Origin of the sequence: Christiangramia crocea, from assembly GCF_022410465.1 — a bacterium.
Classification (GTDB): Bacteria; Bacteroidota; Bacteroidia; order Flavobacteriales; family Flavobacteriaceae; genus Christiangramia; species Christiangramia crocea.
On the sequence record NZ_JAJSON010000018.1, the window covers coordinates 82,220 to 95,911 of the forward strand.

General features: G+C 41.7%; 9 protein-coding genes. 1 reads left to right on the forward strand and 8 read right to left on the reverse strand.

All coding sequences use genetic code 11. The features are described from left to right. Positions 1-15: 15 nt before the first annotated feature. Genes LU635_RS07895 through LU635_RS07925 form a run of 7 tightly spaced genes read right to left on the reverse strand, consistent with a single transcriptional unit; the run spans position 16 to position 10,232 of the window. The gene (locus LU635_RS07895; RefSeq protein ID WP_240097910.1) at positions 16-1,221 is read right to left on the reverse strand and encodes a cytochrome c oxidase subunit II; all 1,206 of its coding nucleotides are present in this window, start codon (positions 1,219-1,221) and stop codon (positions 16-18) included. A 32-nt stretch (positions 1,222-1,253) separates the two neighbouring features. Next, positions 1,254-2,633, reverse strand: coding sequence for a quinol:cytochrome C oxidoreductase (locus LU635_RS07900; protein WP_240097912.1), 1,380 nt, complete (start codon positions 2,631-2,633; stop codon positions 1,254-1,256). Positions 2,634-2,651: 18 nt separating this feature from the next. After that, positions 2,652-3,371: a c-type cytochrome gene (locus tag LU635_RS07905; RefSeq protein ID WP_240097914.1), complete on the reverse strand. Its 720-nt coding sequence runs from the start codon at positions 3,369-3,371 to the stop codon at positions 2,652-2,654. A 12-nt stretch (positions 3,372-3,383) separates the two neighbouring features. After that, complete coding sequence (locus tag LU635_RS07910) at positions 3,384-3,905, reverse strand: DUF3341 domain-containing protein (RefSeq protein ID WP_240097916.1); 522 nt, start codon at positions 3,903-3,905, stop codon at positions 3,384-3,386. Positions 3,906-3,910: 5 nt separating this feature from the next. Then, complete coding sequence (gene nrfD, locus LU635_RS07915) at positions 3,911-5,725, reverse strand: NrfD/PsrC family molybdoenzyme membrane anchor subunit (RefSeq protein ID WP_240097918.1); 1,815 nt, start codon at positions 5,723-5,725, stop codon at positions 3,911-3,913. 35 nt (positions 5,726-5,760) lie between these two features. Beyond that, positions 5,761-8,823, reverse strand: a complete 3,063-nt coding sequence (locus tag LU635_RS07920; RefSeq protein WP_240097920.1) for a TAT-variant-translocated molybdopterin oxidoreductase — start codon at positions 8,821-8,823, stop codon at positions 5,761-5,763. Between the two features lie 47 nt (positions 8,824-8,870). Further along, entirely contained in the window at positions 8,871-10,232 is a 1,362-nt protein-coding gene (locus LU635_RS07925) for a c-type cytochrome (protein ID WP_240097922.1), read from the reverse strand. 224 nt (positions 10,233-10,456) lie between these two features. On the opposite strand from LU635_RS07925, the gene LU635_RS07930 reads away from it, so the two are divergent. Then, positions 10,457-10,846 carry an SPOR domain-containing protein gene (locus LU635_RS07930; protein WP_240097924.1) on the forward strand — a complete coding sequence of 130 codons (390 nt, stop codon included), beginning with the start codon at positions 10,457-10,459 and terminating at the stop codon, positions 10,844-10,846. A gap of 72 nt (positions 10,847-10,918) precedes the next feature. Here the strand turns inward: LU635_RS07930 and infB are convergent, their stop codons facing one another. Beyond that, positions 10,919-13,654 (reverse strand): translation initiation factor IF-2, encoded by a 2,736-nt coding sequence (infB, locus tag LU635_RS07935; RefSeq protein ID WP_240097926.1) that lies wholly within the window; start codon positions 13,652-13,654, stop codon positions 10,919-10,921. Positions 13,655-13,692: the final 38 nt, after the last annotated feature.

A 13,692-nucleotide genomic window follows, 5' to 3' on the forward strand; every position in this document is an offset into this window, starting at 1 on the left:
TTCTTTATCTTAATCTTAGTTATTTTTTTCCACTACGGCCACCGCTTCGCTCTCCTGTGACTGCTCGTTAGTATTATCTTCACCTTCTGCATCTTCTTCTCCTTCTGATGCCGGAGACTCGCTTCCACTGGTATCTTCAGGACGATCGACATCCTTGCTCTGATCGGCCATCACACTACCAAAGGTAGGCTGTTCTTCCAGCCATGCATTAAAATCCTTTTCAGACTCAACAACTATCTTCATCTGCATATTATAATGTGCCTGACCGCAGATCTTGTTACATAGAAGGAAGTATTCGAATTCATATGGATCCAGTGTTGGTTCTCCATTAGCGATTAATTCTTCATTTCTCTCCTGTCTCTCTTCGTTCACACTCTGTACTTTCTCAACCATATATTCACTCTGGCGCATCTCTTCAGAAGTAATGGTTGGAGTAAACCCGAATTGAGTGATCATTCCGGGAACAACATTCATCTGTGCCCTGAAAAATGGGAAATAAGCGGAGTGAAGTACATCCTGAGAACGGAACTTGAACAAGACCGGTTTATCTACCGGTAAATGAAGTTCGGTAACGATCTTATCATCCTTTCCGTAAGAATCTGACTCATCCACACCTAACTGGTTAACGCCTTCTATAAATCTTACATTAGCTTTCCCTAAAGTATTATCTTCACCTGCATATCTTGCTCTCCACGCGAACTGGTATGCATATACCTCCACAATCATAGGATCTTCTTCGGTATTCACATTCATAATATCACTCCAGGTGAAAAGACCGTAAATAATAAGTCCAGCAAGGACGATCACCGGAATGATGGTCCAGACGAATTCAAGCTTATCATTATCAGCAAAGAAAAGGGCTTTCTTAGTTTTTTCGCCTTTATATTTAAATGCAAAGAAATGTAAAAGTCCCTGGGTGATCACCTGCACTACCATGATAAGTGCAATGGAAACGAACATCAGCGTATCATATTCAGACCCGTGTTCAGAAGCTGCTTCAGGAAGGTAGAACCTACCATATTCCCAGAAACAGTAAATGGTAATCACATAAAGAAAAATAACAAAGGCAAGCATCAGGATACCATTCAGCTTGTTATCCTTATCGTTTGCTATCTGCGAGGTATCAGCATCTGGCCTCTTAGACATTTCAAAGATCTTGGAGATCTGCCAACCTGTTACGGCCAGAAGTGCTAGTACGATTATTACTAAAAATACGGTCATTTTATAAAATCTTCTTTAAACAATCAATCTTTTTAATAATGGTAATGCTTGCTTTCCTTGATGAAAGGATTTCCTTTTACAAGCAAAGGCGCCTTTGTAAGTGCGTTGAAAACTACGAATAAGAAAAATCCTCCAAACAACAATACGGCACTTATTTCAGAAACACCTATAAACCAGGATTCTCCAACAGTTGCAGGCATTACCAGTACAAAAACGTTCAGGTAATGACCGGCCAGTATTATAATTCCTGTCATGATCACAAACCAGTTCACTCTCTTGTAGTCACTGTTCATAAGTAAAAGAACAGGGAAAATAAAGTTAGTTACAAGCATTCCCCAGAAAAGTACTGGATAATCTTCCATTCTTGTGATAAAATAAACAACCTCTTCCGGTATATTGGAGTACCAGATAAGCATAAATTGAGAAAACCATAGATAGGTCCAGAAAATACTTATTCCGAACATGAATTTAGCCAGATCGTGAATATGACTGTCATTCACAAATTCAAGATATCCCCTTGACTTAAGATATATACTTATAATAGCGATGGTAGTAATCCCAGACACAAATAAACTGGCAAATACGAACCATCCGAATAAGGTACTAAACCAGTGCGGATCTAAACTCATGATCCAGTCCCATGACATCATAGATTCTGTTACTATAAAGAATACAAGGAATCCTGCTGCCAGTTTAAAGTTCTTTTTAAAGTATGTGTTATCTGTAGCATCATCCATCTTAAGCGAGTTCTTTCTAAGCAGATGTCTGAACAAGATCCATCCACCAAGATAGATCGCAGCTCTTATCAAAAAGAAAGGAACATTCAAATAAGCAGTCTTTGCCTGGATTATTTCATCATGAGCCACTACTTCAGGATCCATCCAGATAAACAAATGGTTAACGTGGAAGCCAGAAAGCATTAAAAGCACAAATACTATAATTCCTCCAGGTAACAGATAAGCAGTGATCGCTTCCATTACCCTGAATAATACAGGAGACCACCCTGCCTGGGCTGCATACTGTATTGCATAGAATGCAAGTACCCCAAGTGAGATCATAAAGAAAAAGAAAGCTGCCACATATAGTGCTGACCATGGCTTGTTCTGTAACTGATGAAGCACATGCTCATAGTGTTCATTATCATGAGCGGCTTCTTCGCCGTGTCCGCCTTCAGCTGCGGCATGGGTTTCTTCGGCATGTTCCTCAGAAATACCTTCACCCGGTAATTGTTCTACATTAATTTCAGAAGATTCTACCCCTGCATGTTCTTCACCATGATGTTCAGAAGCCATCATTTCCTTGACATCCTCTACTGTTTCCGGTGCAGCGATAAATCCGTAAATGAGACCTATTGCGCCAACAATCATAAAAATGATCGCTGTTAATTTTAATTTACTGGATAACGTATACATATCGATAGATCTAAATCTTTATTCTTGAGTTTCGGTTTGGTTGTTTGCAGTTTCCTGCCCGTTTTCGTTTTCCATAGTTGAGTCTTCTTCACCTGCATCCTGATATAAATCGGCATCAGCTTTTGACGGATAAAGATTAGTTTTGGCAGAAGTTTCCTCTTCAAATTCCCTTTCCGGATTACCTTCCAGTTGATCTTTAAGACTCATCACATAATGAGTGATCTGCCAGCGCTCCTCAATAGAGGTTTGAGAGGCATATGAACCCATATTGTTAAGACCGTAATACATTACATGATACACACTACCTTCAGTAATTGCACGTCCTGCATCGTCATACGAAGGAACACCAAGGATCTTTTCACGTTCAACCAGTATTCCTTTTCCGGCACCTTTATCACCGTGGCAAACGGCACAATAAATAGTGTAAAGCTGCTTACCTTCGTTCAGATTGTCTTCAGTATAAGGCAAAGGATTGGTAAGATTAGCTTTAGCTTCAGCAGCATCCTGAACATTGTTCTGATACTCGTAAGGCATCCAGCCTCTGGCCACTGTTCCTTCTACCGGAAGTTTAGCTTCCTGCCCATTCTCAAAAACCTTGTACTCACCATAAGTCTCATAACTTACAGGCTCATACATATCTGGCATATACTGATAGTTAGGATCATCTTTATCCTGGCAGGACACAACTGTAAAGCCAAGAAGAAACAATGCTATAGTTTTATGGAACAAACTTCTCATTATCACTATTTATTATTCTATTAATTTAATTTCAGAAGCTCCAGTCTTATATAAAAAGTCTGTAAGGTCTTCCACATTATGATTGGCAGCATCCACCTCCATAAGGAACACATCGTCTGTAGTTCTTACATCAGGGTTCTCAGCTTTCTTAAAAGGCCATAGTTTACTTCTCATGTAGAAAGTGATCACCATAAGGTGAGCAGCAAAGAATACAGTTAATTCAAACATAATTGGCACAAAAGCCGGCATGTTCTGAAAGAAACTGAAACTTGGTTTACCTCCGATATCCTGAGGCCAGTCTTCTATCATGATAAAATTCATCATTGCGATTGCAACGGCTAATCCAACCAGTCCATACAGAAAAGATGTGATGGCTAATCTTGTTGGGGCAAGTCCCATGGCCTTATCCAGTCCGTGAACAGGGAATGGGCAGTAGATCTCACCAATATGATAGCGTGCTTCACGAATCTGCTTCACAGCCTGTAAAAGCAGATCGTCATCTCTGTAAATAGCGTGTAAAACTTTAGATGCCATCCTGATTATTTATTTTTTAGTTTGTTTGCCTGAGCTACCCATCCTTCTCTATTTTCTTGTATAGGGAAGTTTTCGATCACTTCATCAAGCAATTCAAAATCCTCTTCTTTTAGTTTGCTAACCTGATCGAATAGATAGATACCAACCTGGTGCAGGTGCTGCTGAAGCAAGGGTCCTACATTTTTAAGCCTGGTTAGATCGTCTGCTGTTTGAGTTTCAGGGTCAAATGTTCCTATTCTCGCAAGCATTTCATCAATACGATCTTTCATCACTTCAGATATAACAATTCCGTCTACATTAACGGTCTCTTCATGAGCCTGACTGGTATTATCGGAATTGTCATCATCACTATCATCGATCTTGTTATGAATTCCTTCTTCAACATTTCGGGCAGGATTCTTACCGTAAGTTTCATGCTCATGGTATACCACATTATCACCATGCTCAGCTCTAAGTTTTTTATACTTTTCTCCGGAAGCCTTAAGAATGGTCTTCACTTCAGCCTGGGCGATCACAGGGAACGAACGGGCATATAAAAGGAACAATACGAAGAAGAATCCAATAGTACCTATGAAAATCCCAATATCCACAAATGTTGGAGAGAACATGGTCCACGAAGACGGAAGGTAATCACGGTGAAGCGAAGTCACGATAATTACAAAACGCTCGAACCACATCCCGATATTCACGACGATCGAGATAAAGAATGAGAACATGATACTTGTACGCAGTTTCTTGAACCACATGAACTGCGGAGAGAACACGTTACAGGTCATCATACTCCAGTATGCCCACCAGTAAGGTCCGGTAGCCCTGTTAAGAAATGCGTACTGTTCGTATTCTACACCCGAATACCATGCGATAACAAGCTCTGTAATATAAGCAGTACCCACGATAGAACCTGTGATCATGATCACAATATTCATCAATTCGATATGCTGAATAGTAATATAGTCTTCAAGATTAGATACCTTCCTCATGATAATAAGCAGGGTGTTCACCATTGCAAACCCTGAAAATATCGCACCTGCAACAAAGTAAGGAGGGAAAATGGTGGTGTGCCATCCCGGGATTACCGATGTTGCAAAGTCAAAAGATACAATAGTATGTACAGAAAGTACCAGTGGCGTTGCAAGTCCTGCAAGTACCAGAGACACTTCTTCAAAACGCTGCCAGTCTTTGGCGCGTCCACTCCATCCGAAAGAAAGTATACTGTACACCCTTTTTGTAAAGGGAGTGATCGCTCTGTCACGGATCATTGCGAAATCAGGCAGCAATCCTGTCCACCAGAATACCAGTGATACAGAAAGATATGTAGAGATCGCAAATACATCCCAAAGCAGGGGCGAATTAAAGTTCACCCAAAGGGATCCAAACTGGTTAGGAATTGGAAGTACCCAATAAGCTAACCATGGACGTCCCATGTGAATTAAAGGGAAAAGTCCCGCCTGCATTACCGAGAAGATCGTCATCGCCTCTGCAGATCTGTTAATGGCCATTCTCCATTTTTGACGGAACAGCAATAATACCGCCGAGATAAGTGTACCGGCGTGACCAATACCTACCCACCAAACAAAGTTGGTGATATCCCAGGCCCAGCCTACTGTTTTATTTAGTCCCCAGGTACCAATACCTGTGGAAATGGTATAAACTATACATCCTACACCCCAGAGAAAGGCCACAAGGGAGATAGAAAAAACTATCCACCAGGATTTGTTAGCCCTTCCTTCAACCGGCGCAGCCACATCAACAGTCACATCGTGATAGCTTTTGTTACCGGTAACTAGAGGCTTTCGTATAGGTGCTTCGTAATGAGACATATCCTTATCTGATTGATTCTTAGTTATTCGTTTATTTAAGCTTCGGTTGTATTTCTAACTTTTGTCTGGTACATCACATTTGGTTTGGTACCTACATACTCAAGCAGATGATACATCCTGTCATCATTTTTCTTTTCAAGAATTTTTGAGTCCTCGTTATTTACATCCCCAAAGACCATTGCCCCTTTATCACAAGCTGCAGAACAGGCCGTATGGAATTCTCCATCTTTAATCGTTCTACCTTCACGCTTGGCATCAAGGATAGTCTTCTGGGTTTTCTGGATACACATAGAACATTTTTCCATAACCCCTCTGGAACGTACAGTAACATCCGGGTTAAGCACCATTCTCCCAAGGTCATTGTTCATATGGTAATCAAATTCATCATTTTTAACATAATTGAACCAGTTAAAACGACGTACTTTATAAGGACAGTTGTTGGCACAGTATCTCGTACCCACACAACGGTTATAGATCATCTGGTTTTGACCCTGTCTACCATGAGAGGTTGCCGCAACAGGACAAACAGTCTCACATGGAGCATGGTTACAATGCTGACACATTACAGGCTGGAATACAACCTGAGGATTATCTGCCGCCTGCTCCAACTCTCCGAATTCTGAAAGCGAGCTTCCAAGGCCACCAATATTTTCCTTTTTCTCGAGATCGCCGGTAAATGTATCTTCAGAAGAGAAATATCGGTCAATACGCAGCCAGTGCATATCTCTTGATTTTCTTACTTCTTCCTTACCAACTACCGGAACATTATTTTCAGAATGACATGCGATAACACAGGCACCACAACCAGTACAGGCATTAAGATCTATACTAAGGTTAAAGTGAGGTCCCGTAGTCCTGTCAAAACTTTCCCAGATATCAACCTCTGGCGCGGTAACAGGAGTCTCAATATGATTAAGAGATACCTCAGGTGTTTCATTCCACACATGAGCATCTTTAGTATTGAAAATTTCAAGAGTAGTTTCCTTGATGATATCACCTCTACCCATCAGGGTATTATGCAGCTGAACACATGCAAATTCATGCATTCCCGCAGCTTTCTCAATTTTCACCTTTTGAACGGAGCTGAAGTTCTGATACAGAGGATAAGCATTCACCCCTGTTTGCATTTCTTCCTGAATCCCTGCTTTTCTACCATAACCAAGCGCAAGACCAACAGAGCCTTTTGCCTGTCCCGGCATAATATAAACAGGAACATTCTGAACTACAGAATCACCTACGCTAACATTCACATAACTTCCGTTAAGACCACCGTCAGCAACATGCTCATTTACCAGCCCGAGTTCTTCAGCATCAGCTTTTGAAACAGTAAGGTAGTTATCCCAGCTCGCTCTTGTAAGCGGATCTGGCATTTCCTGCAACCACGGGTTGTTAGCCTGCTGGCCATCACCAATAGCAGTATTTGTATACAAAGAAAGCTCAAAACCATCTCCTTCAAGCTCATCCATATTGAATGAAACGGAAGAATTACCGGAACCTTCAGAGGCAGCAACCTCTACAGGAGAAGTCGCTTCAAAAATACCGTCATGAAGTACTTCACTCCAGTTACGATCACCCAGTCCGCCAGACCAGGTCTCTTTAATATATTCGTAATAAGACTTATTATTATCAGACCATTTAAGGAGTGTATCCTGGAATTGCCTTGTATCGAACAAAGGCCTAATGGTTGGCTGCATCAAGCTGAAAGACCTTTCACTAAACTGAATGTCCCCCCAACTCTCCAGATAATGAGGAGTAGCAGCCACATATTTACTTAATTTAGAAGTCTCATCGGTTCTGGTAGTGAAATCAACTACCGTTTCAACCTGCTTAAGACCTTCTACAAAATCATTTGAATTTGGTAAAGTATGAACAGGGTTAAGTCCGGCGATCAAAAGAGCGCCAACACTTCCATTATTCATATCTTCCACCAGCTGAGCCACCTCACCAGAATTACCCTGACGGATAACTCTTGCATTTGAAGTATCCATCACCTGGCTACCAAGTGCTTCATTGATCTCAAGGGCCCAGGTTTGAGCTTCGTCATCAGGAATACCACAGGCAACAACAGCACCACTACCAGCCTGCCTTAGCTGTCTTGCAGCTTTCACTACAGCATCATCAATATTCGCAGGCAGATCACTTGTAGACGAACCTCCGGCAACATAACCTCTTAATGCAGAAAGAACTGCTTTTTGCTGGGACGGCTTTAAAGGTACACGCTTATCTGCGTTCGCACCAGTAAGAGTCATATTAGATTCAAACTGAATATGACGGGACATTTCTCCATTTTCAGGAATCCTGGTCTTCGCATATGCAGCATCATAGCCACCACCCTGCCAGTCAGCAAGGAAATCTGCACCTACACCAACAATGGTTTTAGCCTTTGAAAAGTCGTAATTAGGCAATGCACGTCTTCCATATTTTGCCTGAAATGCGTTTAGAGCAGCATCCTCAGATACAGCATCATAAACTACGTGACGAACATTCCCATATTTAGAAGAAAACTCCTTAATGAGTTTAGAAGTCGAAGGACTAGCAAATGTTTGAGTCAAAAGAACGATCTCACCACTGGTATTCTCCAGAGCAGATCTTACTTCACGATCAAATTCTTCCCAGGAAACATTTCTCCCTTCGATCATTGGGCGTTTCACCCTTTTTGTATCGTATAAAGAAAGTACCGAAGCATGAACACGGGCATTCACCCCGCCTTTAAACTTCGACAGATCATTATTTTCAATTTTTATTGGTCGACCCTCCCGAGTTTTTACCAAAACGCTCGCAAAGTCAAATCCATCAGCAATGGTAGATGCGTAAAAATTTGCAACTCCAGGCACAATCCTCTCCGGTTGCACCACGTAAGGAATAGACTTCGTCACAGGGCCTTCGCAGGCAGCCAGTGATGCCGCTGCTGTACTGAATCCAACATACTTAAGAAAATCCCTTCTTGAGGTTTTTGAAGTCTCGAGAGAAGATTTATCCCCAAGAAACTCATCCACCGGGATCTCCTCGGTAAACTCTTTTTGTTGGAGCGTCTCAACAACAGAGCTGTTTTCATTTAGCTCTTCAACACTTTTCCAGTATTTCTTGTTTGATGACATATTATATCTAGATATTAGCTTCTTAAATAAACCTGAATCTCAGGATTTTAATAGTGACACTTACCACATTCAATTCCACCCATCTGGGCAACAGTAAGCTCTTCCACACCGTATTTCTTTGATAATTCCTCATGGATCTTTTCGTAATACTCATTACCCTCGATCCTGATATTGGTTTCACGGTGACAGTTAATACACCAACCCATCGTTAACGGAGCATTTTGATATACTACCTCCATTTCCTCGATTGGACCGTGACATTGCTGACACTGAATATTACCAACACTTACGTGCTGAGAGTGGTTGAAATATGCGAGGTCTGGAAGATTATGAATACGAACCCACTTAACAGGCTTTTCTTCGCCCGAATAAGTCCTAGTAGCAGGATCCCATCCGGTTGCCTCATAGAGCTTGGCGATTTCATTATCGTAGAATTCTTTAGAGTATTCCTCGGTAGCCGTTTCAGGAGCCACTTCAGAAATAGCTTTATGACAGTTCATACAAACGTTAAGCGAAGGAATGCCCGAATGTTTTGAAGTTCTGGCAGAAGAGTGACAGTATTTACAATCTATCTGGTTATCTCCAGCGTGTATCCTGTGAGAATAATGTATTGGCTGAATTGGCTGGTAACCTTGATCCACACCAACCTGCATCATCCATCCGTAAGCGAAGTATCCAACAGCGAGCAATACAATAATCGAACTCACCAATAAAAGGAACTGATTCTCTACGAATGCTTTCCATACAGGTTTTCTTTTTGGCTTCTCCGGAATAACAATACCCGAAGCATCAGCGAAATTTCTAAGGGTTTTATTCACAAGGAACAGCACCACTAAAAGAACCACGAGCACGAAGACCAGAATTCCCAGAATAACATTCACAGAAACACCTCCGCCTCCAGTCTGGGAAGCAGCATCACCACCGGCTCCACTGGCAGCAGCCTTAGGCTCAGGCTTAGGTTGCTCTACATAAGCAAGTATATTTCCTATATCTTCATTGCTAAGCTGCGGAAATGCAGGCATAGCAGTTTGATTATATTCTTCATAGATCTGAACAGCTTCCTGATCACCAGAAGCGATCATTGCCGCAGAATTTGAAATCCACGACTGAATCCACGCCATATCACGCCTATCAGTAATCCCATTCAAAGCGGGCCCAATAGATTCTGAGTAAGGTTTATGGCAGGCAGCACACAAAGAATTAAACAACTCTTTACCAGCAGCAGGATCTCCTAAATCGGAGCCACCTGAATCCTGCCCGGCAGCAGCCTCCGCCTCTGACTGAGCAGCAGGAGTGGTATCCTGAGCAGCGTCATTCTGAGCAAAGCCAAAGAATGTAAATGAAAACAAAAATGCTACGCTAAAGAGTAGTTGTCGCGAAGTTGAATGGCGGTAAATCACCTTTTTCATATTGTAAGTTCGGTTAACGTCTAAACTTTGGTACGGTTTTTACACTCAGTATTTTAGGTCTAAAAACCCAAAAAGGTACCTTTAAATTCGTGGACAAAAGTAATACTTCTAGTGGATTTTAGGAATGTTACATAAGTGTTAATCCTTAATTTATATTAGTTCTAAATAATAAATCGCAAGCGTTTAAGTTATTTAATTTTACATTTGTCAAAAAGCTTAAAAATATGAAAAATATAAGATTCTCACATCTAATATTACTTAGTGCAATCGGCTTCTTTTTTACGACCGAATCAAAAGGCCAGCAGGCATCGGTGAATATTCAGCAAAGCGAAAAAATAGAAAAACTAATGGAGGTTAAAAAAGAGCTGAATAGAAATAACCGCATAAGAGATCGTTATGTTATTCAGTTATTTTATGGTGATAACGGAGAAGCGAACGAGGTGATACAGAAATATCGTGGCCTTTACACCTATCCCTCTCAAATAACCTATGAAGCTCCAAATTACAAGGTCTGGGTGGGAAATTTCCGGAACCGTCTTGAAGCCGACAGAGCCTTACTGGAGATAAAAGATAATTTTCCAGCTGCCTTTATCCCAAAACCCAAACGTAAATAGAACAAATAAATCAAATAAAAAAAGCGGCTGAAATCAGCCGCTTTTTTTATTTGATTTATTTAAAGGTCTTCGTTACTTAAGAGTCTTCTTAACTTCAACTTCCCTGAAGGCCTCGATAACATCACCTTCCTTGATATCATTGTAGTTCTTAACCTGAATACCACAATCATATCCTTTGGAAACCTCTTTCACATCATCCTTGAATCGCTTCAGCGATGCCAGCTCTCCGGTATAGATTACCACGCCATCACGTATCAAGCGAATTCCGGCACTTCTATATATCTTACCAGAAGTAACCATACATCCGGCAATGGTTCCAATCTTGGAGATCTTAAAGGTCTCCCTGATCTCTGCAGTACCTGTGATCTCTTCCTTAAGTTCCGGCGAAAGCATTCCTTCCATCGCATCTTTCAGATCATTGATCGCATCGTAGATGATCGAGTAAGTTCTGATATCTATCTCTTCCTTATCGGCTACCTGTCTAGCATTACCTGCCGGACGAACGTTAAATCCGATAATAATAGCGTCTGATGCAGAAGCGAGCAACACATCACTTTCAGTAATTGCTCCAACTCCTTTATGTATTATATTAACCTGGATCTCTTCGGTTGAAAGTTTCTGGAAACTATCGGTAAGCGCTTCAACAGAACCATCCACATCACCTTTCAGGATAATATTCAATTCCTTAAAGTCACCAAGAGCGATTCGTCTACCAATTTCATCAAGTGTGATATGACGTTGAGTCCTTACATTCTGCTCACGTTGCAATTGTGTACGTCTTGCAGCAATTTCCTTGGCCTCACGTTCATCTTCCATCACCTTGAAGGTATCACCAGCCTGTGGCGCACCATCAAGACCAAGTATGGAAACTGGAGTAGACGGGCCGGCTTCCTTCACCTCTTTTCCACGTTCATCATGCATAGCCTTTACTTTACCACTATGACGACCGGCGAGCACATAATCACCCACTTTTAGAGTTCCGGACTGTACAAGAATCGTAGCCACATAACCACGACCTTTATCAAGGAAAGCCTCCACTACGGTACCCTTAGAAAGTTTATCAGGATTAGCCTTTAGCTCAAGAATCTCTGCTTCAAGCAGTACTTTTTCAAGCAACTCCTTAACACCAGTTCCTGTTTTTGCCGAAATATCATGCGACTGGATCTTACCTCCCCAATCTTCTACCAGTAAATTCATACCGGCGAGCTTTTCCTTGATCTTTTCAGGGTTTGCTGTTGGAAGATCAGATTTGTTGATCGCAAATACAATAGGAACACCTGCAGCCTGCGCGTGCGAGATAGCCTCTTTTGTTTGCGGCATCACATCATCATCGGCAGCGATCACGATAATCGCAATATCTGTAACCTGCGCACCACGAGCACGCATCGCCGTAAAGGCCTCGTGACCCGGGGTATCCAGGAATGTTATTTTTTGTCCGTTATCTAGTTCAACTCCGTAGGCACCAATATGCTGAGTAATTCCACCACTTTCACCTGCGATCACATTTTCCTGACGGATGTAATCCAGCAAGGATGTTTTTCCATGGTCAACGTGTCCCATTACGGTTACTATAGGAGCTCTATCAACAAGGTCTTCCGGATTTTCTTCAACTTCCTCAACGGTTTCTTCAACATCAGCCGTCGTAAATTCAACTTCATAACCGAATTCCTCTGCTACAATACTTAAGGTTTCAGCATCCAGCCTCTGGTTCATGGTAACCATCATACCAAGAGACATACATGCAGAGATCACCTTGGTAACTGAAACATCCATCATGGTTGCCACCTCACTTACAGTAACGAATTCAGTAACTTTTAATACTTTTTCGTCTGACTCCTGTTGTGCAAGATCCTGCTCAGATCTCTGACGGTGCTGATCTCTTTTCTCTCTACGGTATTTAGCGCCTTTACCTTTACTGGATTTCCCCTGAAGTTTTTCAAGGGTTTCGCGAACCTGCTTTTGTACTTCTTCTTCGGTAGGCTCCTCTTTAGCAATTGGCTTGCCTCTTTTGCGCGCACCTCTTTTACCAGGCCCCTGATTAGGACCTCCTTTCACATCCTTACTGATGCGGCGGCGGCGCTTTTTACGCTTATCTTTCTTATCATCATCTGCAGAAGCCTTCTTTTCCTCCTTCTTCTTGACCGGCTTTTTAAATTGTGAAAGATCGATCTTCTTACCAGTGAAATTAGGACCACTAAGCTTAGTGTACTTGGTTTCAATAGTACTTGATTCTTTAGCCTCTTCCTTCTCTTCTTTTTCCGGCTCAGGCTTCTTCTCTTCCTTCGGTTCTTCTTTCTCTGCTTTTTCTGTTTTTTCTTCTTTCGCAGCTGGTTTTTCGGGCTCTTTACTGGCTTCAGCTTCTTTGACAGGTTCTTCGGCTGGAGCTTTCGATTCCTCTTTAGGGGCTTCTTCTTCCTTAGGGGCTTGTTCCTCTTTCTGAGGTTTTTCACCTGGTTTATCCAGATCTATTTTCCCAACAGTTTTGGGACCCTCAAGTTTAGCTCTTGATGAAATAGCTTCTTCCTTCTCCTTTTTCTCCTCCTCAGCCTTCCGCTTTTCTTCAATTTCCTTACGCAGCTCTTCTTTCTCTTTCTTCCTCTCCTCACCAACTTCTTTAGAAGCAACTTTTTTACTCTTGTCGGTTTGGAATTCATCAGAAAGCACCTCATAGATTTCTCCAGAGATTTTTGTAGTTGGACGTGCATCTATCTCGTAGCCCTTGGAATTAAGATATTCCACAGCCCTGTCTAACGAGATATTGAACTCACGTAGAACCTTATTTAATCGCGTTGTTTTCGCTTCTGCCATAAATTGCCCTCTAAATTAACCTCTTTTAATGTATTCTT